The organism is Nocardiopsis protaetiae (assembly GCF_045446735.1).
GTDB lineage: Bacteria > Actinomycetota > Actinomycetes > Streptosporangiales > Streptosporangiaceae > Nocardiopsis > Nocardiopsis protaetiae.
The window spans coordinates 15128-38231 of sequence record NZ_JBJJBV010000008.1 but is presented as its reverse complement, the minus strand read 5'-3'; the positions used below and the strand labels follow the sequence as shown (position 1 = coordinate 38231).

General features: G+C 71.7%; 17 protein-coding genes. 6 read left to right on the top strand and 11 right to left on the bottom strand.

Annotated features, from left to right (window positions below):
* Nucleotides 1–8: 8 nt before the first annotated feature.
* Nucleotides 9–1061 (bottom strand): pirin family protein, encoded by a 1053-nt coding sequence (locus ACJOT3_RS02315; protein ID WP_406968207.1) that lies wholly within the window; start codon nt 1059–1061, stop codon nt 9–11.
* Between the two features lie 362 nt (nt 1062–1423).
* On the opposite strand from ACJOT3_RS02315, the gene ACJOT3_RS02310 reads away from it, so the two are divergent.
* Nucleotides 1424–2068, top strand: coding sequence for a hydrolase (locus ACJOT3_RS02310; protein ID WP_406968205.1), 645 nt, complete (start codon nt 1424–1426; stop codon nt 2066–2068).
* Nucleotides 2069–2241: 173 nt separating this feature from the next.
* The gene (locus ACJOT3_RS02305; protein ID WP_406968203.1) at nt 2242–3180 is read left to right on the top strand and encodes a CPBP family intramembrane glutamic endopeptidase; all 939 of its coding nucleotides are present in this window, start codon (nt 2242–2244) and stop codon (nt 3178–3180) included.
* Between the two features lie 437 nt (nt 3181–3617).
* Here ACJOT3_RS02305 and ACJOT3_RS02300 read toward each other — a convergent pair whose 3' ends face one another.
* Nucleotides 3618–4850, bottom strand: a complete 1233-nt coding sequence (locus tag ACJOT3_RS02300; protein ID WP_406968201.1) for an RNA-guided endonuclease InsQ/TnpB family protein — start codon at nt 4848–4850, stop codon at nt 3618–3620.
* A gap of 67 nt (nt 4851–4917) precedes the next feature.
* On the opposite strand from ACJOT3_RS02300, the gene ACJOT3_RS02295 reads away from it, so the two are divergent.
* Nucleotides 4918–5103 carry a hypothetical protein gene (locus ACJOT3_RS02295; RefSeq protein WP_406968199.1) on the top strand — a complete coding sequence of 62 codons (186 nt, stop codon included), beginning with the start codon at nt 4918–4920 and terminating at the stop codon, nt 5101–5103.
* 27 nt (nt 5104–5130) lie between these two features.
* On the opposite strand, the gene ACJOT3_RS02290 is transcribed toward ACJOT3_RS02295, so the two are convergent.
* The 3 genes from ACJOT3_RS02290 to ACJOT3_RS02280 all read right to left on the bottom strand — a co-directional run bounded on the left by ACJOT3_RS02290 (nt 5131) and on the right by ACJOT3_RS02280 (nt 9585).
* Entirely contained in the window at nt 5131–7059 is a 1929-nt protein-coding gene (locus tag ACJOT3_RS02290; protein WP_406968197.1) for a S9 family peptidase, read from the bottom strand.
* A 62-nt stretch (nt 7060–7121) separates the two neighbouring features.
* A complete protein-coding gene (locus tag ACJOT3_RS02285; protein ID WP_406968195.1) occupies nt 7122–8675 on the bottom strand; it encodes an MFS transporter in 1554 nt (517 codons plus the stop codon).
* Nucleotides 8676–8823: 148 nt separating this feature from the next.
* Nucleotides 8824–9585, bottom strand: coding sequence for a MerR family transcriptional regulator (locus ACJOT3_RS02280; protein ID WP_406968193.1), 762 nt, complete (start codon nt 9583–9585; stop codon nt 8824–8826).
* Between the two features lie 175 nt (nt 9586–9760).
* Here ACJOT3_RS02280 and ACJOT3_RS02275 point away from each other — a divergent pair, with 175 nt between their 5' ends.
* A complete protein-coding gene (locus ACJOT3_RS02275; RefSeq protein WP_406968191.1) occupies nt 9761–10228 on the top strand; it encodes a MarR family winged helix-turn-helix transcriptional regulator in 468 nt (155 codons plus the stop codon).
* 450 nt (nt 10229–10678) lie between these two features.
* Nucleotides 10679–12502 carry a calcineurin-like phosphoesterase C-terminal domain-containing protein gene (locus ACJOT3_RS02270; protein WP_406968256.1) on the top strand — a complete coding sequence of 608 codons (1824 nt, stop codon included), beginning with the start codon at nt 10679–10681 and terminating at the stop codon, nt 12500–12502.
* A 101-nt stretch (nt 12503–12603) separates the two neighbouring features.
* On the opposite strand, the gene ACJOT3_RS02265 is transcribed toward ACJOT3_RS02270, so the two are convergent.
* The 6 genes from ACJOT3_RS02265 to ACJOT3_RS02240 all read right to left on the bottom strand — a co-directional run bounded on the left by ACJOT3_RS02265 (nt 12604) and on the right by ACJOT3_RS02240 (nt 21787).
* Nucleotides 12604–13173: a hypothetical protein gene (locus tag ACJOT3_RS02265; RefSeq protein ID WP_406968189.1), complete on the bottom strand. Its 570-nt coding sequence runs from the start codon at nt 13171–13173 to the stop codon at nt 12604–12606.
* Entirely contained in the window at nt 13173–14804 is a 1632-nt protein-coding gene (locus ACJOT3_RS02260; protein WP_406968187.1) for an Nramp family divalent metal transporter, read from the bottom strand. The genes ACJOT3_RS02265 and ACJOT3_RS02260 overlap by 1 nt, the downstream gene beginning before the upstream one ends.
* A gap of 271 nt (nt 14805–15075) precedes the next feature.
* Nucleotides 15076–17229: an acetate--CoA ligase family protein gene (locus tag ACJOT3_RS02255; RefSeq protein ID WP_406968185.1), complete on the bottom strand. Its 2154-nt coding sequence runs from the start codon at nt 17227–17229 to the stop codon at nt 15076–15078.
* A gap of 4 nt (nt 17230–17233) precedes the next feature.
* Nucleotides 17234–18463: a formyl-CoA transferase gene (gene frc / locus ACJOT3_RS02250; protein WP_406968183.1), complete on the bottom strand. Its 1230-nt coding sequence runs from the start codon at nt 18461–18463 to the stop codon at nt 17234–17236.
* 15 nt (nt 18464–18478) lie between these two features.
* Nucleotides 18479–20185, bottom strand: a complete 1707-nt coding sequence (locus tag ACJOT3_RS02245) for a thiamine pyrophosphate-binding protein (RefSeq protein WP_406968181.1) — start codon at nt 20183–20185, stop codon at nt 18479–18481.
* Between the two features lie 96 nt (nt 20186–20281).
* A complete protein-coding gene (locus ACJOT3_RS02240; RefSeq protein WP_406968179.1) occupies nt 20282–21787 on the bottom strand; it encodes an MFS transporter in 1506 nt (501 codons plus the stop codon).
* A 141-nt stretch (nt 21788–21928) separates the two neighbouring features.
* Here ACJOT3_RS02240 and sucC point away from each other — a divergent pair, with 141 nt between their 5' ends.
* Nucleotides 21929–23098 (top strand): ADP-forming succinate--CoA ligase subunit beta, encoded by a 1170-nt coding sequence (gene sucC, locus ACJOT3_RS02235; protein ID WP_406968177.1) that lies wholly within the window; start codon nt 21929–21931, stop codon nt 23096–23098.
* The last annotated feature ends 6 nt before the right edge of the window (nt 23099–23104 follow it).

The following is a 23104-nucleotide window of genomic DNA, read 5'->3' as shown; positions in this document are numbered from 1 at the left end:
TCTCTTTCTCAGTTGTCGAGCTGTGCGTGGGGCGGCGGGTTCTTCCGCGGGCGCATCCGGACCGGCGGCAGCTCCGGGGCGGGGATCCTCGCCATCCCCTCGCGGTTCCTCCCCGGGCCGCCGTGCCCCACGTACCCCTCCACCCGCCCGAACCGTTCGCCGTGGTTCTGCCACTCCTCCCGGTAGCGTTCGATCTCCTCCGTCGAACGCGCCAGGAAGTTCCACCACATGACGACCTCCTCGCCGAAGGGGGCGCCGCCCAGGAGCACGAGCCTGGCCGCCTCATCGCCGTCGTTGGCCACACGCAGGGTCCGGGACCCCACACCGGTGTAGCCCACGGCGTCCTTGGGCACGTGCACGCCTTCGAGCGTGACGTTCCCACCCGTGTCCACCAGCAGGCCGTGCTCGAACCCGGGATCGACCGGGAGGTCGAGGACACCGCCGGGGCGGATCCTGAGCTCGGCCCCCACCAGCGGCGTGTACATGCGCACCGGCGACCGCGAGCCGAGCAGCGAACCGAGGAACACGAGCGCCGAGCCCGCGGCGAACTCGACGGGTTCGGGGGAGTAGTGCTCGAACCCGCGGACGGGGCTGTGGCGGGCCTCCTCGGGCAGGGCGACCCAGAGCTGCACCCCGTGGATCCGCTCCGCGTCCGGGGTGGACGTCTCGGAGTGGCAGATGCCCGCACCCGCCGTCATCAGGTTCATCTGCCCGGGAAGGATGTGGGCGGCGTGCCCGCCGGAGTCGTTGTGGGCGATGACGCCCTCGAACAGCCAGCTGACCGTTTGCAGCCCCGTGTGCGGGTGCGGGGCCACGTCCATGCCGCCGGTGTCGGCCACCTCGTCGGGCCCGTAGTGGTCGACGAAGCACCACGCGCCGATCAGTGAACGCTGGCGCTGGGGCAGGGTGCGGCGCACGTTCGTCGCGCGCAGCCCGCCCAGGGGCACGGTGCGGGCGGTGATGATCTCGACCGGGGCGCCGCTCCCGCGCGCGGCCAGGGGGCCGGGGAGGCCGCCCTCAGCGCACACGTGGGTGTCCGGGTGGGCCTCTGTGTTGGTCATCGTGGTCCTCCTCGGACATCGTCGTTTCCCTGAGCGGAGGTCGCGTGCCATCGGAGGGGTCGTCCTCCGGTGCGGGGCGGTCCCGCTGCCCGAGGTCCGCGGCGGCCTCGTGGGGCGGCGGGAACCGCTGGAACCCGGTGCCGCGTCACCCCGATGCTAGATGATGAATCAACTTCTGCGCGAAGCCCCCCGGGGGTACGGGGCCCGGATCCGTGTTTGGTTGACCCATCATCCAATAATGCTATTGGATGATGAATCAACCAATCGGCCGGCCCGATCAACCGGCCCGATCAACCGGCCCGACCGGACGGCGACGTGCCGTCCGGGCCGCCGGAACACGAGACCCCGGAGAGGGACCCCCCATGAGCACCGAATCCAAGAACGGACTCGACGCGCTGCTGACCCCGCAGGAGAGCGTCCTCCTCCTGATCGACCACCAGCCGTTCCAGGTCGCCAACCTGCACAGCCACGAGCCGTCGATGGTCGTCAACAACGCCGTCGGCCTAGCCGAGGCCGCCGTGCTGTTCGACGTCCCGACCGTCCTGACGACCGTGCTCGCCGAGCGCGGCGGCCACCTCGTCCAGGCGGTCCAGGACGTGTTCCCCGACCAGAAGCCGATCGACCGCACGCTCATCAACACCTGGGAGGACGAGCGGGTCGTCGACGCCGTCAGGGCGACCGGCCGCAGGAAGCTGATCATGGCCGGCCTGTGGACGGAGATCTGTGTGGCCATGCCGGCGATCCAGGCGGCGGGCGAAGGCTTCGAGGTCTACGCCGTCACCGACGCGTCGGGCGGTGTGTCGGCGGAGGCGCACGACATGGCCGTGCGGCGCATGGTCCAGGCCGGCGTGTCGCCGCTCACCTGGCTGGCCGTGGTCGCGGAGTGGCAGCGCGACTGGGCCCGCGAGGAGACCGTGCAGGGTCAGGCCGAGATCCTGATGCGGCACGGCGGCGCCAGCGGCGTCGCCTTCGCCTGGGAGATGCAGCTGCTGGCCGACCGCGCCTGAGACGGGGCCGACACGGCCGCGGAACGGACCCCCACCCAGGGCGGGTGGGGGTCCGTTCCCGCCGCCTTTTCCTGTGGCGCGGGCCACATCATGCGGTCTTGACCCGGACGCGACGTCGGAGTTTTGACTGGGCGGCGTCCGAGCAGGCCGACCGAACAAGGAGAAGTGGCCCGATGACCGCTACGGCACGAGAACCCCGAGAGCCCCGAACACTGAAATCCGTTCCGCCGGGAGTCGAATACCACCGGGTGCTGGCGGGGGAGGAACGCCGCATCGGCCGCGGCATCCTCGCCATCGTCCTGCTCCTCGGGGGCATGTTCGGCGCCATTATCGCGTTCCAGCTGGTGGGCGGATGGATCGACGGCATCCTGTGGCCCGGTGTTCCGGGCGACGAGCGCCTGGTCCTCACCCCGTTGGCCCACGCCGGCAGTCTGATCGCCGTCGGGCTGGTCGTCCCGTGGAGCATGTTCCTCCAACGATGGCTCTACGGGGTGCGGGGTGCCTCGCTGAGCTCGGTCGCGTCGGGATTCCGCTTCGACCTCTTCGGGCGGGCCGTACTGACGGTGACCCCGGCCTTCCTGATCGCGCTCGCCGTTTTCGAGACCGTGTCCCCCGGGGAGACCGCCATGTGGCGGCACGGCGACGTCATCTGGCTGCTCGTCGTGACCGTCCTGCTCGTGCCCCTGCAGTCGGCCGGCGAGGAGTACGGTCTGCGCGGGCTCGTCTTCCGCATCGCGGCCGGCTGGGGGCGCGGTCGGTGGACGTCCCTGATCCTGGGTATCGGGGTGTCGGCCGCCCTGTTCAGCGTCATCCACACCGCGAGCGACCCGTGGTGGAACGTGTTCTACCTCCTTTTCTCCTTCGCCACGGGATACGTCACCTGGCGCACCGGCGGGGTCGAGATCGCGGTCGTCGTCCACGCGGCCCTCAACACCCTGACCTTCATCTTCTGGATCGCCCTGAACGCCGACATCTCGGCCAGGTTCGACCGTTCGGCGGGTGGCCTGGACAGCGTCCTGCTGATCACCGGGACCACGGTCTTCATCGGTACGGCGGCGGTCGTGTGGTTCCGGACCCGGCGCTCCGGCCCGGCCAGGACACCGTTGGCCTGACCCTGTCCCGAGGCGGCTTGACCCTGTTCCGGAAACACGGTGTCCACTGTCCCCCGGAACATCGGTCGTACCGAAGGGGGCGGACATGAGGGACCAACGGCCACGGTGGAGAGCCGGGCCTCCGGGGCGTCGGAGCGCGGCCGCGAAGGGGGCCGGCCTGCTCGCGCTGGCCGGCCTCCTGGCGGCGTGCGCTCCGGCGGAGCCGCAGGAGCAGCGGCCGGACACCGGATCGCCGAGCGCCGCGCTGGCGTTCGCGAGGCCGGCACAGAGCGAGATCACCGAACGGTTCGACCTGGTCGGCTTCCTGCCGCCCGACGCGGACGAGGGCACCCGCCGGCGCCTGGCTGAATGCGTGGCGTGCGTCCTCGCTGAGCACCGGCGGAACCACCCCTGGTTGACTTCCTCTCCCTCCCGGAGGAGGGGGAGTCCGGAACCACTTACCGGTGGTTCGGGGCATTCGCCCCGTCGCGGGTCGCCCCGCGGCCTTCCTGCTTCGACGCCGACAGCCCCGTCCGGGAAGGCTCCCGTTGAGGTCTCACACCGGCTCCACAGGCAGCAACCGCCAGCCCGGCGGCCCTGATGTTGTTCGCCGCGTTCACATCGCGGTCATGCACCGTCCCGCACCGGGGACAGGTCCACGCCCGCACGTCCAGCGGCAGCTTCCCGTGCACGTACCCGCACCCGGGGGCCGAGCACACACGGGTGGAGGGGAAGAACCGGTCCACCACGACCAGCTCCCGCCCGTACCAGTCCGCCTTGTACTCCAGCATCGACCGCAGCTCCGACCACGCGGCATCGCTGATGGCGCGGGCCAGGCTGCGGTTCTCGACCAGGGTGCGCACAGTCAGGTCCTCGATCACGACCACTTGGTTTTCGCGGACGAGACGAGTGGTGAGCTTGTGCAGGAAATCCCTGCGCCGGTCGGCGATCCGGGCGTGCACCCGCGCCACCCTCCGCCGCGCCTTGGCCCGGTTGGCCGACCTCTCCTGTTTGCGGGACAGCACCCGCTGGGCCTTGGCAAGCCGCGCTCGGTCGGCCCGCTCGTGCCGGGGGTTGGTGATCTTCTCCCCCGTGGACAGGGTGACCAAAGAGGTGATCCCGGCATCGATACCGACCGCGTCATTCGGGGCCGGGGAGGCTTCGACGGTGTCCTCGCACAGGATCGACACGAACCACCGCCCGGCCGCATCCCGGGACACCGTCACCATGGACGGGGTGGCGTCCTCGGGCAGCGGGCGGGACCAGCGGATGTCCAACGGCTCGGACATCTTCGCCAGGAACAGTCCACCGTCGCGGTAGCGGAAGGCGCTGGGGGTGTACTCCGCGCTGGCACGTGACTTCTTGCGGGATTTGAAGTGCGGGTACTTGGCACGACCGGCGAAGAAGTTGGAGAACGCCCCTTGCAGGTGTCGCAGCGTCTGCTGCAACGGGACCGAGGAGACCTCGGCCAGGAAGGCGAGATCGGCGGTCTTCTTCCAGCCGGTGAGCATCGCCGAGGTCGCGTTGTAGTTGATCCGCTCCTGGCGCTGGTACCAGGCCCGGGTGCGGGCGGCGAGGGCTTTGTTGTAGACGAGGCGGACACACCCGAAGGTGCGCGACAGCTCCGCCGCCTGCGCATCTGTGGGGTAGAAGCGGTACTTGAACGCCCGCTTCACGATCTTCCTCGCCATGGCTCACATTTTATCAGCTTGTTTGTGAATACCCGACCGGGAAAGAGAAGGGTGTTTTCTCCCGGTCATGAAGGACCGGGTTTCCACCCCCGACACATCGATGAAGTACCCGGAGAGCCGCCTGACCAAGACCCCGGACCGGGCCGGGGAGATCGCGATGCGGGCCATCGCCGACCTCTACAACGAGGCCCAGCGCGACGTCCTGTACCGCGCCCACCTCCACCTCCGGCAGCGCCCCGACCCCGAGGTGTAGCGGGGCGGCCCGCCCGGCCGGTGTGCGTCAGGACGGGGTCGCGGACCGTCCGCCCAGGTGCCGGGCGAGGAAGCGCTCCAGCGTGGTGTACAGCTCGATGTTGCTGTCGGCGTTGATGAACCAGTGCCCTTCGTTCTCGTTGAGCAGGTACTCGACCTCGGCGCCGCGGGCGCGGAGCGCGTCGAAGATCCGGTCGGCGTGGCGGCGCGGTACACGGACGTCGTTGGCGCCGTGGATGAGCAGCAGCGGTGCGGTGATGTCGTCGACCCGGCTGATGGGCGAACGGGCCGGCATGTCGGCCCGCTGCCCGGGGATCGCGGGGTCGCCGAAGTAGCGCAGGTAGTTGTTCACGAGGCTGCGGCGGGCGAACGGGACGATCCCCTCGGCCAGGTCGGCCAGGTCGGCCAGGTCGGACATGCCGGTGTAGCTGACCGCGGCGGCGAACCGGTCCGGGGTGAAGGCGGCTCCCACGAGGGCGGAGTAGCCGCCGTAGGAGGTGCCGTAGATCCCGACCCGGTCGGGGTCGGTGTGGCCCTGGGCCACGGCCCGGTCGACGGCGTCGATCAGGTCGTCGTGCATCCTGCCCGCGAACTCGCCGATCGCGGCCTGTGTGTGGGCCTTGCCATAGCCGGTGGAGCCGCGCATGTCGACCTGGATCACCGCGTAGCCGCGGTTCGCCAGCAGCTGCACCTCCGGGTCGTAGACCCAGGCGTCGCGATACCAGGGTCCACCGTGCACCAGCACCACCGTGGGCAGGTCGCGCTGCTCGACACCGATCGGCAGGGTGAGGTGGACGGGCAGGGCCAGGCCGTCACGGGCGGTGATGGTGATCGGGGTGACCGGGGCGAGCCGGGCCGGGTCCAGGTGCGGGAAGGGCCGGAACAGGCGGCGCGCCCGCCCCGTGGTGTGGTCGTAGAACCAGGTCACCCCGGGGTCGCGGTCGTGGGTGAAGTCGACCACCCACCGCTGCCCGGTGGCGTCGCAGGACACGTGCGCCAGGTCGCCGTCGGAGAGCCCGGCCAGGTTCGGGAGGACCTCGGCGAAGTGCGGGTCGAGCGCGTGGATCTCCTGGCGGGCGCCGAGGTAGCGGGCGCCGAGCAGTTCCCCGGTGGTCGAGTGCACGATCACCGAGGAGGGGTGGCGCACGTCCGCCTCGGGCCGCGGGGTGTCCAGGTCGAAGTCGGGGTGGCCGTCCACCTCGGTCTCCTCGCCGGTGTCCAGGTCCAGGTGGACCAGGCGGATGAGGTTCGAGTCGCGGGAGGAGCCGATCCACAGCCCCTTGCCGTCGGGGGTGGGCACCGCCGGCGAGATCCCGAAGGGCGCGTCGGTGCCCGGGAAGCGTGTGATCGGGCGCGGCCCGCCCTCGCTCCACTCCGAGTAGACGTCATCGCCGTCCTCCTCGATGGTGAGGGCCAGCACGCGGGTGCCGGCGGTCAACCAGACGAGGACCTCGCCGGGATTCCGCGCGACGGTGGTCGGCCCGCCGGTCTCCAGGTCCAGTTCGAACAGGTCGATGATGTCGGGGCGGCGCTTGTTGAGCTGCACGTACACCTTGCCGGGCCGGTCCGGGGACTGGCCGGTGCCCATGAGGCGCACCCCTTCGAAGGGTGTGAGGTCCACCTCGCCCTCCTCGGGCCGGGTCGGGTCGACCCGGAACAGGTGCGTGTTCTCGTCGCCGTTCTTGTCCTGCTGGAACAGCAGGTAGCGGCCGTCCGCGGTCCAGAAGGCGGCCTCGATGTCGCGCCGGTCGTTGGCGGTGACGCGGCGCGCCCCCGAGTGCTCGGCGTCGTCGGGGACGGACCAGTCCGAGTCCAGGTCGCGGACGAACACGTTGAGGCGGCCCCGCCAGGGGGCCAGGTAGGCGACCCTGTCGCCGTTCGGGGACAGCACGGCCCGGCTGCGGGTGGGCGGGCCGAAGAACTCCTCGACGGTGATCAGCGCCGATGCGGTGGTCATGACGGTTCCTCTCGGGTTTTCCACAGGTCGAACAGCTCGCAGGTCGAAAGGGCGGCCGCGGGTCAGTGTTCGAGCTCGTGCTCGTGCTCCGCCGCGAGGTCCTGGTGCGCCGACGCGCCCCGGAGGGTGACCAGGGCCCAGAGTGCGGCGAAGAGCATCACGCCGGCACCGGCGAGGCCGGCGACGGTGATCGCCTCGGTGAAGGCGGCCTGGGAGAGCTCCAGGATGGAGGCCCCGGTGTCGCCGCCGACCTCGGCGGCCACCAGCAGCGCCTCCGCCATGGTCGAGGACACCCGTTCGGCCAGGCCCGCCGTCAGGTCGAACGCGTGGCTCCCGGCGGTGACGGCCCTGGTGTACCAGGCGACGAGCACCCCGCCCAGGACCGCGGTCCCCAGCGTCGTCCCGATCTCGTAGGCGGTCTCCGAGGTCGCGGCGGCCTGTCCGGCGCGCTCGGGCCTGACGGAGCTCATGATGATGTCGTTGCTCAGGGTCAGCCCGATGCCCGCACCCAGCGCGACCAGCGAGAGCGAGGCCGCGATCAGCGCGGGGCTCGACGTCGGCGTCAGGAAGACGGTCAGCACGAACCCCGTCACCGCGATCAGGAGCCCGAACACGATCACGTAGGCGGGCAGGAAGCGCTTGACCAGGGTGGCGGCGATGAACGCGGCGGTGGCCGCCAGGAGTGCCTGGGGCAGGAGCCAGACGGACGCCTGGAGCGGGCTGAGGCCGAGCACGAGCTGGAGGAACTGGACGAGTGCCACCAGGGCGCCGACCATGGCGAAGATCGACAGGACGTCCGTGATGACGGCCCCGCGGAAGTACCGCACCTTGAACAGCCGGACTTCGAGGAGCGGGGTGGGGAGCGCGAGCTGCCTGCGGACGAACAGGGCGATCGCGATCAGGCCGACGACCAGGGCCGCGACGCCCAGGGCGATGCCCTTGTCCCCGGTGAGCGCCTTGATGCCGTAGACGAGGCCGATCAGGCCGACGAAGGAGAGCGCGACGCTGGGGAGGTCGATACTGCGCAGGTCGGGGTTGCGGCTCTCGGGCAGCAGGGCCGGGCCGAGGACCAGCAGGACCAGCATGACGGGGATGTTCATCAGGAACGCCGCCTGCCAGCTGAACGTCTCGATGACCCAGCCGCCGACGATCGGTCCGGCCGCCGCGCCGACGGAGGCCATCGCCCCCCACACCGCCATCGCGTAACGGCGCTGGTGGCGGTCGGGGAACATGTTGCGGACCAGGGACAGTGTCGAGGGCATCATGATCGCGCCGCCCACGCCCAGCAGCGCGCGGGCGCCGATCAGCATCCACGGCGAGGTCGCGACCGCGCCGAGCACCGAGGCGAGGGCGAAGAGGACGGCGCCGATGAGCAGGTTCCGCCGCCGGCCGAACCGCTCTCCCAGCGTCGCCATCGCCAGGAGCAGGCCGGCGAGGACGAGTGAGTAGATGTCGATCATCCACAGCTGCTCGGTGCCCGTGGGGCTCAGCTCCGCGGAGATCGCCGGCAGGGCCAGGACCAGGACGGTCCCGTCGATGGTGATCAGCAGCAGCGGCAGGACGAGAACGGCCAGGCCGAGCCAGCTCTTGGCTGTGGCCTTGGGTGGACTGGTCATGATGGGTCCCCGAGGGTCGGTCTGTGCGGACGCCGCTCAGTCAAAACTCCGACGTCGCGTCGGGGTCAAGGCCACATGGGGTGGTCCGCGCCACAGGACACGGCGGGACCGGGACACGGCGGGACACGGGCCGGTGCTCGGGGTGGGGTCAGCCCTGTTCGGGCTCGGTCGGGCGCGGCTCCTGGGCCAGCCGCAGCTGGAGCCGGCGCAGCACCCGGTGCTGGACGGGGTTGAGGCTCCGCTCGTTCAGCTCGTCCAGCAGAGCCGGGATCCGCGGGTCGGGTACGGGTGAATCGGACATTTGCGCCGCCACCGGTCCCAGCCGCGCGACCCACTCCTCGACCAGGGCCGTGACCTCCTCGTCCGGGGTGTCGGGCCCCAGGGCGGAAAAGCGCGCCGTCAGCGGTCCCATCTGCGCGACGGTGTCCTGGCCCGCCTTGTCGATCAGGGCGGCGAACCCCGTCGGGCCGTCCCCGCCGAGCAGGTGCGCGAGCAGGATCAGCTGGTCGTGTTCGTGCCGGGCCATGTCCGCCGACACCCCGGCCGCGGTGGCCGAACGCCACCCCGACAGCTCGGGGGGAAGGTCGGGCGGTGCGCCGCTCCTGCGGAGAGCGGCGATGTCGGCCCGGCGGGCGGTCAGCCGTTCGATCTCGGCGGCGGCGCGGCCGTCGAGCTCGTCGAGCAGCTTCTCCGCGGCCGCCGGATCGTCCAGCACCTCGGGTACGACGGACAGCGGTACGCCGAGCGCCGTGATCCTCGTGATGCGCAGGAGCCGCACCAGGTGGCCGACGTCGTAGCGCCGGTAGCCCCCGGCCGAGCGCGGGGGCTCGGGCAGCAGTCCGATCTGGTGGTAGTGGCGCAGTGTGCGCACGGTGACACCGGCCAGTTCGGCGAGCTCACTGCTGAGCATCGGGCGGCTCCTCGGGGTCCGGGCCGCGTGGCGCGGCCAGGACGGGCCCGGTGGACCGGGCGGGCTGTGGGACCACGGTACAGCGGCGCCGCCGGGCCCTACAAGCCACCGCGTTCCACCTGCGGCATTCGAGCGCAGGTAGATGAAGTGTCAATGACTTCGTTACACTGCGTCCATGACTGCGACGCCGCGCGGGCTCGGCCCGGAGGAGCAGGCCGCCTGGGAGAGCTTCATCCGCATGCAGGAGACGCTCATCGGCCGCCTGTCCCGGCTCGTCCGCTCCGACTCCGGCATGTCCGCGTCCGACTACATCGTGCTCGCCAAGCTCACCGAGGCGGAGGAGGGGCAGCTGCGCTTCCTGGAGCTGGCCAAACTCGTCGAGTGGGAGAAGAGCCGGATGTCCCACCAGGTCACGCGGATGGAGAAACGCGGGCTCGTGACCAAGAGGGACTGCCCCGACGACGGGCGCGGAGCGTTCATCGCCGCCACCCCGCTCGGCTACGAGGCGATCCGGGAGGCCGCACCCGTGCACGCCGAGCACGTCCGCCGCCTGTTCGTCGAGGCCCTGACCCCCAACCAGCTCAGCACCTTCGGCCGGCTCTCCCAGCGGGTCCTGGACCACCTGGAGAAACATCCGGACTGACCCGGCGGCCCGGCCTGGTCTTCCAGCGGCACACGCTCATGTCCGCGACCGGCCTGCATGCGACGACCGGCCGGAATCCGGTCGGCCGCGGCAGCCGGCGCACGTGGGCACGTGGGCACGGATCGGCGGGGCCTTCGCCGTGGGCCCGGGCCGGGTGGTCGCCGCCGACACCCGCCCCTCCTATCCCGAAGGTCCGGTGCGGTGGAGGTCCCGGGCCGCGGCGCTCACGGAGTGACACCAGTGGACATCCAACGGTAGTCGTCTGTTGGTCGGCGTCTGTGCCCGTGTTCAACGGTGTCGAGAAGGGTGGTTGACCGCCGGTCCCCCCGACCGGTCGGAACCCTCACGTATCGAAGAGCAAACCGCATGCTCACGACACACTCCTCACCTGTGCACACGTCGCGCGCCCCGCGGGCGCGCCGCCGACTCCGAGCCGCGCTGACCGCCTCGATGGCGGTCCTCCTCACCGGCCCCCTGGCCGTGGCAGCCTCCCCGGCCGCGGCGTCGCCCGCCGAGGGCGGGGACGACACCGTCTACCGCGGCGGGATCGAGATCATCCGCACCCCCGACGACTCCCCGGACACCCCGGAGCTGACCGGCACGGTGTTCGTCGACACCGACCGCGACAGCACGAGCGACCGCCGCGAACGCGGCCTGGCCGGGGTCGCGGTCACCAACGGCCGCGACGTGGTGCTGACCGACCGCAGGGGCCGGTACCGGCTGCCCGCGTTCGACAACATGACCGTCTCGATCACCCAGCCGTCCGGCTACCAGGTGCCGCTGGACGAGCACAACGTCCCGCAGTTCCACTACAACCACCTGCCGGAGGGCTCCCCGGAGCTGCGCTACGGCGGTATCGAACCGACCGGCCCGCTGCCCTCCGAGGTCAACTTCCCGCTCGTCGAGAGCGAGCTGACCGCCGCCGACGCACAGAGCTGCGTCATCGCCGGCGACCTGCAGACCTACAACGAGCAGGAGATCGAGTACGCGCGGGCCGGGGCCATCAAGGACCTGTCCGAGCGCGACGACTACGCGGGCTGCGGCACGCTGTTCGTCGGCGACGTGGCCGGCGACGACCTGTCGCTCTACCCCGCCATCAGGGAGCTGGTCGCCGAGACCAACGGCCCGGCCCGCTTCCTGCCCGGCAACCACGACCTGGACTTCGACGCCCCCAGCGCCGAGCACTCCTTCGACACCTTCCGTGCGCAGCTGGCCCCCGCGTACTACTCCTACGACGTCGGTGACGTGCACGTCATCGCCCTGAACACCGTCGACTACCCGTGCACTGCCGCCGAGGACAGCCCCGAGGGCATCGAGCGGCACTGCGCCGACCCGCAGGGCCGCCCCTCCTACAACGGCCGGATCGGTGACGACCAGCTCACGTGGCTCGAACGCGACCTGGCCCACGTCGACCGGGACAAGCTGATCGTCGTCGCGGGCCACATCGGCCTGCTCAACTACGCCGACGAGGGCTCCCCGGTGCACCAGGTCGACCAGGTCGCCCGCGTGCACGAGCTCCTGGAGGGGCGCAGCGCCGTGGCGGTCGCCGGACACAGCCACACCATCGAGAACCTCAAGGAGGGCGACGACGTCCGGGGCTGGCGCGACCTCTTCGGCATCGAGGGGCTGCCCTTCCCGCACCTCACCGTGGGCGCGATCTCGGGCGACTGGTACTCCGGCGAGGTCGGCGAGGAGGGCTACCCCACCGCGATCGGCCGCGACGGCGGCCGCCCCGGCGTGGTGACCCTGGACATCGAGGGCGACACGTTCCGGGAGCGCTACACCGTCACCGGCGAGCCCGACGGGGTGCAGACGCGGCTGGGCCTGAACAGCCCGACCTACCGCACCTGGTTCGACGAGCGCCGGGAGTGGAACTCCGACCCCGTCGGCGAGGCACCCGAACTGGACGAGCCCCTGGTGCTCGACCGGGACGACCTGGCCGGGGGCACCTGGGTGACGACCAACTTCTTCCTCGGCTCCACCGGCTCCACCGTGGAGGTGAGCCTCGACGGCGGCCCGGCCGGAGAGGCGGTGCGCACCCAGCGGCTGGAGGGCGAGGGCGTCAACGTAGGGGTCGAGTACTCCGACCCCTACGCCGTCTCCCAGCAGCTGGTCCACGGCGGCAGCGTCGCCGACCGGACGATGCACCTGTGGCGGTTCGACCTGCCCGGCGACCTCGACGCCGGGTCGCACACCGCCGAGGTGACCGCGACCGACGCCTACGGGCGCGAGTTCACCGACACCCTGGAGTTCGAGGTCGTGGACCTGCCCTGAGCGGGTTCCACCCGGGAGGGCCGTCACCCCCAGGGGTGGCGGCCCCGGCGGGCGGGGCCGCCGGGGCCGTCCTTCGGTTCCCGTCGCGGGAGGCGCGTGGGTCAGCCCGGACGCCCGCGCCCGCGGGGCGCCCGGCGCGGCCCGCCCCCGCCGCGCCGGCGGTGCAGGTGGGCCGCGTGCTCCAGGTAGCGCTGGAACAGCGACTCGGCCACCGGGTTGTGGCCGCGCACGCGCAGCAGCCAGTGCGGCATGGTCCGCTCGTGCAGCCACAGGAAGCCGATGGCGAAGCCGAAGCTCAGCATGGCCTGCAACGCCAGGAACGACGGCAGCGGTTCGCGCAGCGCGGGAGCGCCGGTCACCCACGCCACCAGGTGGGTGTCGAACAGCCGGGCGGCCGGGAACCCGAGCAGCCAGTACAGCGCCGGCGGGGCCACCGCGCCGATCGGGAAGACCCCGCGCGCCAGCAGCACGCTGTAGGCGGCGCCCAAGGCGGCGAGCGGCAGGCCCAGGGCCGCTCCCACGGTGCCGGTCACGGCCGGCGGCAGCCCCGCCACCATCCCGACACCCGCGGCGAACAGCCCGGCGACGACGCCGATCGCCGCCCCCGGGACCGCGACCTCCAGGTGGCCGACCGCACTGCCCTTCAGACGGAGGGCGGACGAGGCGGGCATCAGTCGACCACCGCCCCGAAGGCGATCAGCGAGTAGAAGAGCGCGCCCAGGTAGAACACGGCCGCGAACGCGATGACCGCGTTGGAGACGATCCCGGGACGGATGGGCTTGGGCAGCGTGATGTTGTTGACCAGCAGCAGCACCACGCAGTACGCGCCCATCGCGAACGCCGACAGGAACGCCAGCACGTCCAGGATGGCCGCGGGTCCGTCGGCCGGCCCGAACAGCAGGATGAGGATGCCGAAGGCGATCAGCCCCCACAGGAACATGCTGTACAGCTTCGAGAGCCCGAACCGCTTGGCGCCCGGCACGAAGTTGTAGGTCATGTCGGCCTGGCCGCGCGAGAAGGAGTCGAACAGGCCCAGCGTCGCGTTGAGGCCGATCAGCGCGATGAACAGGAAGAACACCGTGCCCAGGATCGGGCTCCCGGCGGCGGAGAAGGCGCCCGCCATCGCGTCCAGCGACGCCTCCCGGTCACCGGCCCGGATCAGCTGCGTCACCTCCGGGTCGAACCGGGCCGCGGACTGGGCCAGCACGGTGAAGGAGATCGTCACCAGCATGGTGATGCCCCAGAACAGCACCAGGGCGTCGAAGGTGACCCAGCGGCGCCACCCCTTCCACTTCTCCATCTCCGCGGGGTCGGAGGTGTCGAACATGAACCCGCGGGAGGGCATGGTCTCCTGCTCCCCGGCGTGCCGCAGCCCCCGGATCTTGGGGATGTGCACGCCCATGCCCGCGCCCTTGTCGCGCAGGTGCAGCGTGTACCACATCTGCTGCATGCCGGAGGGCCCGGCGAAGGCGATCGCGCCGACGATGATGGGGAACCAGGCCGCCGTCATCGCCTCGTCCGGCAGGTACCCGAACGCGAACATCCCGGTGATGGTGGAGGAGAGGTCGGACAGGTCGCCGACCAGCGCCGCGACCACCGACGTGCCGACCACCAGCACGCCGATGCACAGGGAGAGCACGTTCTCCAGCAGGTCGTAGATGACCTTGGCGAGGGTGAAGACCACGCCGACGAGGATCATGCCGGCCACCGCCGTGGCCTGCCAGGGGATGCCGGTCACCCGTTCGAAGGCGGACGCCCCCGCCGACAGGTGGCCCGGCCAGATGTAGACCAGGATCGCCGTCACGAAGAAGAACCACATCAGCGGCTTGAACACGCGCGCGGCGCCGTAGAAGATGCTCTCCCCGGTGGCCATCGCGTAGCGGGACATCTCCAGCATGACCACGGCCTGGAGGGACAGGCCGATCAGGAACAGCCAGCGGATCTCGGGGCCGAAGATCAGGACCAGGCGCGGCCACATGTAGGACTCGCCCATGCCCACGCCCAGGGCGACGAGGAACACGGTGGGTCCGAGGATGTGGATGGAGGGGGGAGCCTTGGGCAGGCTCCGGATGGGCATCGGCTCCAGCCGGCCCGCCTTCCAGTACCGCTCCTCCCGCGGGGGCGCGGCGGCGGTCTCGGCCGGGGGGTCGGCGGGGGAGTCGGTGCCGGCGGCGGTCGCCGGCTCGGCGGGGGGAACGGACTCGGAGGGGTGGGCGCGGCGCTGCGCCGGGATGTGGGCTCCCCGGGTTCCGGGCGAGGCCGGGGGGTCGGAGGACTGGGGGGCGGGGGGTGAGGAATCCATGGCGATACTCCGTGTGTGCGCGAATGCGAGTCGATGGTTCGCATGTCGCCCCCGGGTGGTGCGGCACCTCCTGCCTGTGTCGGGTACGCGGAGGGGTCACCGTGCTCGGACGTGGCTGTATCCGCGGTGACGGGGCCCGGCGGCCTTGCGGCGGCGGCTCCCAGGCTGCCGGGCTGTGTGACTGTGTCGCTGGTGCGTTCGATGTGGTGGTCGGTCGGTGGCCGTGTCGTGGCGGCCCGGTCGGAGCGGTTGGCCCCGACCGGGCGTTCGGTCAGAGTAGCCCGGCGGCGCGGGCCCAGCGATACTTCGCGCCCAGAACCTTCACCGGCATCTCGGTCGTGTAGGGGTAGGCGACGATCCCGTGGTCGAACAGCCTCCGGCTCGCCGCCTCCACCTCGGTGTCACCGGAGAGGGAGGCCACCACCGGCTTGTCGATCCCGGCCGCGCGGGCCTTGCTCACCACGTCGATCACGACGTCGGCGAAGACCAGCGGCGGCGTGACGATGGTGTGCCAGTAGCCCAGGACCAGCGCGTGCACGCGGGGGTCCTCCAGCCCCAGGCGGATGGTCTTCTCGTAGGTGGAGGGCGGCTCGCCGCCGGTGATGTCCACCGGGTTCCCGGCCGCCCCGAACGGCGGGATGAAGGCGCGGAAGGCCTCGTCCAGGTCCGGCGGGATCTCGTACAGCGACATCCCGTTGTCCACCACCGCGTCCGACAGCAGCACGCCCGAGCCGCCCGCACCGGTGATGATCACGATGTTCTCGCCGGTCGGCGCGGGCATGACCGGCAGGGCGCGGCCGTACTCCAGGAGCTCGGTCAGGCCGGGCGCGCGGACCACGCCCGCCTGGCGCAGGATGTCGTCGTAGACCTTGTCGTCCCCGGCGAGCGCGCCGGTGTGCGACCCGGCGGCGCGGGCCCCGGCGGAGGTGCGGCCGGCCTTGAGCACGACCACGGGCTTCTTGGGGACCACCTCGCGGGCGGCGGCCACGAACGCCCGGCCGTCCTTGAGGTCCTCCAGGTGCATGGCGACGGCGTTGGTGTTCTCGTCCTGGCCGAAGAAGGTGAGCAGGTCGTCCTCGTCGATGTCGGCCTTGTTGCCGACCCCCACGATCGCCGACACACCCGTGCGGGTGCTGCGGCTGTACCCCAGGATCGCCATGCCGATCCCGCCGGACTGCGAGGTCAGGGCGGTCCCCCCGGCCACGTCGTAGGGCGTGCAGAAGGTCGCGGACAGCTTCTGCGGCGTGTAGTAGTACCCGTAGATGTTGGGTCCCAGGATGCGGACCCCGTGCCGCCGGGCCACGGCGAGCACCTCGTCCTGGAGCTCCTGCTCGCCGGTCTCGGCGAACCCGGACGGGATGAGGATGGCGCCCGCCACCCCCTTGCGCCCGGCCTCCTCCAGGGCCCCGGCCACGAACCTGGCCGGGATGGCGAAGACCGCGACGTCCACCTCGCCGGGCACGTCGGTGATGGACTTGTAGGAGGTGAGGCCGTTGACCTCGGCCGACTTGGGGTTGATCGGGTGGATGCCGCCCTGGTAGCCGCCGTCCACGATGTTGCGGATGACGGAGTTGCCGATCTTTCCGACCTCGTTGGAGGCGCCGATCACGGCGATGGAGCGCGGCTTGAAGATGCGCTCCATGGACGCCAGGATCTCCTCCCGCCCGAACTTGCGGGGACCCGGGGCGGGCTCGAAGTCCAGGACGAACCGCAGGTCGGCGGCGATGGCCCCGGACGCGGAGGCGAACACGGGGTTGAGGTCGGCCTCGGCGATCTCGGGGAAGTCCGTGACCAGCTCCGACAGGCGCACCAGCAGGTCGGCCAGGGCTCCCCGGTCGACCGCCTCGGCGCCCCGGACCCCGTCCAGGACCTCGGCGGCCCGGATGTCGGCGACCTGGGCCAGCGCCTCCTCGCGGGTGACCGGGGCCAGGCGGAAGGAGACGTCCTTGAGGACCTCCACCAGGACGCCGCCCAGCCCGAACACCACGACCTTGCCGAACGTGGGGTCGGTGGTGGCGCCGACCAGGACCTCCAGGCCGCCCCGGACCATCTGCTGGACCTGCACGCCGTCGATGCGCGCGTCGGGGTCGTGGGCGCGGGCGTTGGCGGTGATGCGGTCGAAGGCGGCGGCGACCTCCTCGGCGCTGTCCAACCCGATCTCCACCCCGCCCGCGTCGGTCTTGTGCAGGATGTCGGGGGAGACGATCTTGGCGGCCACGGGCAGGCCGAGTTCGGCGGCCAGCGCGGCGGCCTCCTCGGCGGTGCGGGCCAGGGCCTCGCCGGGGACGGGGATGCCGTAGGCCTCCGCGAGGATACGGCCCTCGGGGGCGGTGAGGGCGGACCGGCCCTCGGCCCGGGCCCGGTCCAGGACCGCGCGGACCGGGGCGGTGTCGCGGTCGGAACGCTCGGGTGTGTAGACGGCCATGCGCTCAGATCACTCCGTTCGATGAGAGCTCTGCCAGCTCCTGGGCGGTCAGGCCCAGCTCGTCGCGGTAGATGTCGGCGTTGTGCTCGCCGAGCAGGGGGGACCGGCGGACCTCCACCGGGGAGTCGGAGAGGCGGATGGGCGAGGACACGGTGTGGTAGCTGCCGCGCTCGGGGTGCTCGACCTCGGTGACCACGCCGTTCTCGCGCAGGGTGGGGTCCTCGATGATCTCCCGGGTGGACATGATCGGCCCGCAGGGGATGTTGTGCGCGTTGAGCGCGGCGAGCACGTCCCACTTGGGCTGCTCCCGGGACCACTCCTCGATCAGGGCGAAGGCCTTGTCGAGCTTGTCCAGCCGGGCCTCGGGGGTGGCCCACTCGGGGTCCTCGGCCAGTTCGGGCCGGCCGATCAGCTCGGTGATGGGCTTCCAGCCCGCGGGCTGGATGATCACGTACACGTAGTCGTTGGGTCCGCCGGGCGCGGTGCGCACGGCCCAGCCGGGCTGTCCGCCGCCGGAGGCGTTGCCCGAGCGCGGGACCTCGTCGGTGAAGTCGTCGTTGGGGTACTCCGCGAGCGGGCCGTGGGCGAGCCTCTGCTGGTCACGCAGCTTGACCCGGCACAGGTTGAGCACCGCGTCCTGCATGGCGACCTGGACGCGCTGGCCCCGGCCGGTGTGCACCCGCTGGTAGAGCGCGGCGAGGATACCGGCCACTGTATGCATTCCGGTGCCCGAGTCGCCGATCTGCGCGCCCGTGGCCAGTGGCGGGCCGTCCTCGAACCCGGTGGTGCTCATGGAGCCGCCCATGGCCTGGGCGATCACCTCGTAGGCCTTGAAGTCGGCGTACACGCCCGGGCCGAAGCCCTTGATCGAGGCGTAGACGAGCCTGGGGTTGGTCGCGGCGAGCACCTCCCAGGTGAACCCCATCCGGTCCAGGGCGCCGGGTGCGAAGTTCTCCACCAGGACGTCGCTGCGGCGCACCAGGTCCAGGAAGATCCGCCGGCCCTGGGGGCTCTTGGTGTTGAGGGTGATGCTCCGCTTGTTGGAGTTGAGCATCGTGAAGTAGAGGCTGTCCACGCCGGGCTTGTCCCGGAGCTGGCGCCGGGTGATGTCGCCCGAGGGCGCCTCCAGCTTGACGACGTCGGCGCCCATCCACGCGAGGATCTGGGTCGCGGACGGTCCCGACTGGACATGGGTCATGTCCAGGACGCGGACCCCGTCGAGTGCCTTGCCCATGACTCTCCTTCCGGGCTACTTGTACATCGTCTGGTTCATGGTCCCCGGGGCGTACACCTCGGGGTCGATCCAGACGTTGATCAGGGAGGGCTTGCCGGACTCGCGGGCGCGGAGCAGGGCCGGGCCGATCTCGGCAGGGTCGGTGACCTCCTCGCCGTGGCCGCCGAGCATTTTGGCGAACTCGGAGTAGCGCACGTCGCCCAGCGTGTTGCCGAGCTCGCCCCGGTCCGCGCCGTACTTGGCGATCTGGCCGTAGCGGATCTGGTTCATCGAGGAGTTGTTGCCGACGATCCCCACGAAGGGCAGGTCGAAGCGGACCAGGGTCTCGAAGTCCCAGCCGGTGAGGCTGAAGGCGCCGTCGCCGAACAGCGCGACCACCTCCTTGTCGGGCCGCGCGTACTTGGCCGCCATCACGAACGGGACGCCGACGCCGAGCGTGCCGAGCGGCCCCGGGTCCATCCAGTGGCCGGGGGACTTGGGCTGGACGACCTGGCCGGAGAAGGTGACGATGTCGCCGCCGTCGCCGACGTAGATGGAGTCCTCGGTCAGGAACTCGTTGATCTCGCCGACCAGGCGGTACGGGTGGATGGGGGTGGAGTCGGAGGTCAGCAGGTGTGCGCGCTTGTCGAGCGCGGCCTGCTCCTGGGTGCGCAGCTCCTCCAGCCAGCCCTTGCGGGCCTGCGCCCCGGTGTCGCCGTAGCCGGAGACCGCCTGGAGCACCGAGGAGAGGATGACGTCGGCGTCGCCCACGATGCCCAGGTCGATGTCGCGGTTCTTGCCGACGGTGGCGTAGTTGAGGTCGATCTGCACGACGGTGGCGTCGGGGGACAGGCGCTTGCCGTAGCCCATCCGGAAGTCGAACGGGGTGCCGACGATGATGATGAGGTCGGAGTTGGTGAAGGCGTAGCGCCGGGAGAGCTGGAAGTGGTGCGGGTCGCCGGGCGGGAGGGTGCCGCGCCCCGCGCCGTTCATGTAGGCCGGGATGTTGAGCGCGCGGACCAGCTCGACGGCGGAGCCGGTGGCCCGGGTGGTCCACACCTGGTTGCCGAGCAGGATGCTGGGCCGCTCCGAGCGCACGATGAGCTCGGCGAGGCGCTCGACGGCGGCGGGGTCGCCGGCCTGGCGGGTGGACGCCCGGTAGCGCCCGGCGGCCGGGATGCGGGCCTGCTCCACGGGGACCCTGGCGTCCAGGACGTCGCGGGGGATCTCCAGGAAGGCCGGTCCGGGGGCGCCGTTGTTGGCCTCGCGGAAGGCCATCGAGACCAGGTCGGCGACCCGGGCGGTGTGCGGGACGGTGGCCGCGAACTTGGAGATCGGGTTGATCATGTCGACGTGCGGCAGGTCCTGGAGGGAGCCCATCTTGTGCTGGCTCAGGGCGCCCTGGCCGCCGATGACCAGCATGGGGCTCTCGGCCCGGTAGGCGTTGGCGATGCCGGTGACCGCGTCGGTGGTGCCCGGGCCCGCCGTCACCACCGCGCAGCCGGGCCTGCCGGTGATCCGGGCGTAGCCGTCGGCGGCGTGGGCGGCGACCTGCTCGTGCCGGACGTCGATGACGTCGATGCCCTCGTCGGCGCAGCCGTCGTAGATGTCGATGATGTGGCCGCCGCAGAGCGTGAAGATCACGTCGACGCCCTCGGCCTTGAGCGCCTTGGCCACCAGGTGGCCACCGGAGATGGTGGTGTTGTCGCTGTGGGTTTCGGTGGTTACCTTGCCGTCGGCCATCGGTGCGACGACCCCTTTCGTGCGGGAGGACTTGCCTGCTTCACCGGTTGTTGCGGGGGAGTCGATGGGAAGTTCGGATACTGTATACCGTGTGCATCACATTGGAGCACTCCGGCGGCCCGCTGTCCAGACCCTGTGCGGAAGCGTCCGGATCGGCAGCGGCCGGCGCAGCCGCGCCGCCAGGACGGCCGCCCCGGCCGGGAGCAGCGCGGAGGCCGCCAGGCAGAGGACGTGCGAACCGGCCGGGGCCAGGGACGGCAGCGCGATGGCGCCGCCCACCCCCAGCAGGCCGCCGACCGCCTTGGAGCCGTGGACGAGCCCGGCCAGGTCGGCCGAGCGCCCGGGGCCGCCGTGCCGTCCGGCACCACTGTGCTGCCCGGAACCACTGTGCTGCCCGGAACCGAAATGCCCCTCGGTGATCGCCCTGGTCAGCGGGTAGCAGGACCCGGTCCCCGCGCCCACCACGAGCCCCATGGCGACCAGGACGGGGAGCGGTCCGGCGGGGATCGCGGCGGCCAGGCCGACCTGCCCGAGGGCGGTCGCGGCCAGGAGCGCGGTGAGGGTCCGGCGCCGTCCGGCGCGTTCGGCGACGCCGCTCGCGGCCAGCCTTCCCAGTCCGCTGGCCAGGGCGAACGCCGTGATCACCGCCGCGACCTCGGTGGGGTCGCGGCCCAGGGAGAGCAGAAGCGCGGGCAGCGCCACGAGGGTGAACAGGCCGACCGTCCCCGACAGCGCCACGATCGTGTGCAGGGCGGGCAGCGAGCGACCGCTCGCCCAGGCCTGGCCCGCGCTGAAGTCGCGTGCGGCCGGGGGATCGGCGCCGGGGCGCAGCGCGGCCGCGCGCGGGTCGCGCCCCGGCGGCCACCAGTGCTCCGGGGCCGCGCGCTGCCCGATCCCGCCCGCCGCGCCCAGGGCGAGCACGCCCAGGGCCAGGGCGGTGGAGGCCGCGGCCAGGGACGCGGGGGACAGGCCCAGCACCAGGGCGGGCAGCAGCGGGACCGACCCCAGGGCGAAGGCCCCGCCCACCGAACCCAGGCGTACGGTGTGCCGGTCCGGGAACCAGCCCTCCACCAGGTCCACGCAGGAGTGGTAGACCAGCCCCGCTCCCGCGCCGCCGAGCAGGCCGTAGCCCACCACGGCGGCCAGTGGGTCGGCGAGGTGGCCGACCGCGTACAGGGCCGCGGCGCACAGCGCCGCGCCGAGGCAGATCGCCGGGCCCGGGCCGAGCAGGCCGTGCGCCCGCAGCAGGCGCGGGACGGGTGCGAAGGAGCCCTGGACCAGCGCCCAGACCAGGAACGGGGCCAGGGCCTGGGCGGGGGACCAGCCGTGCGCCGCGATCAGCGCGGGGACCGCCGCGCCGTAGCCGAACTGGAGCACGCCCACGGCCGCGGCGGCGGTCAGGGCCCGCAGGAGCAGGGCGGACCGGGGCAGGCCGGTCAGCGTCCGGGCGGAGGGGCCGACCGTGTACCGCCTGCCCCGCCAGTCGCGGACGTCGGTGACGGCCGTGACGGCCGTGGCGGATGAGGCGGATGCGGCGGCGGGGACCGGTGTCGGGGGCGGGGGGCGGCGGGCCGGGGGTTCCGGCAGGTGTCGGGGGAACATGGCGGCACCTCCTTGTATGCAGTATGCAAAATGAGGGGTGGCTTGTGAAGGGGGAATCTCCGATCACGTGCCTATTGAATACTGCATACAGTGTGGAGTATCACTGTGGGAGGGGGCGACGAACCGCAAGGAGGAGAAGCCTTGGATCTCTACGAGTACGAGGCCAAACAGATCTTCAACGAGTACGGTGTCGCGCTGGTCCGGGGCGAGATCGCCGACACCCCGGAGCGGGTCGCGGCGGTGGCCGGCGCCCTGGGCTCCAGGGTCGTGGTCAAGGCCCAGGTCAAGACCGGTGGCCGCGGTAAGGCCGGCGGCGTCAAGGTCGCCGAGGGCCCCGAGGACGCCCAGGCCAAGGCCGAGCGGATCCTCGGCATGGACATCAAGGGCCACACGGTCCACCGTGTCCTGGTCGAGGAGGCCTCCGACATCGCGGAGGAGTACTACTTCTCCTTCCTGCTGGACCGCGCGAACCGCAACTTCCTCTCGATCTGCTCCGCCGAGGGCGGCATGGAGATCGAGGAGGTCGCCCACAACGACCCCGGCGCCGTGGTGCGCACCCCGGTGGGCCCCGCGGGGGTGACGGTGGGGGAGGCCCTGGACATCTGCCGGGCCGCCCGGATACCCGACCACGCCCGCGCCGCCGTCGCCGCCGTGATCACCCGGCTGTGGGACGTCACCGAGGGCGAGGACGCCACGCTCGTCGAGGTCAACCCGCTCGTCCTCACCAAGGACGGCCGGGTCATCGCCCTGGACGGCAAGGTCACCCTGGACGACAACGCCCTGTTCCGGCACCCGGAGCGGCAGAGCTTCGCGGACCCGCACGGCACGGACGAGCGCGAGGCCCGGGCGGCCGCCAAGGGCCTGAACTACGTCAAGCTCGACGGTGAGGTCGGCATCATCGGCAACGGCGCCGGGCTGGTCATGTCCACCCTGGACGTGGTCGCCTACGCCGGCGAGGAGTTCGGCGGCGTCAAGCCCGCGAACTTCCTCGACATCGGCGGCGGCGCCTCGGCCGAGGTGATGGCCAACGGCCTGGAGATCATCCTGGGCGACCCCGCCGTCAAGAGCGTGTTCGTCAACGTCTTCGGCGGCATCACCGCCTGCGACGCGGTCGCCAACGGCATCGTCCAGGCCCTGGAGCTGCTGGAGGGCCGCGGCGAGGACGTCACCAAGCCGCTCGTCGTCCGGCTGGACGGCAACAACGCCGAGCTGGGCCGGCAGATCCTCACCGATCGCGCCCACCCGGCCGTGCGACAGGTCGACACGATGGACGGCGCCGCCGCGCAGGCCGCGCAGCTCGCGGCGAAGTAGAGGGAG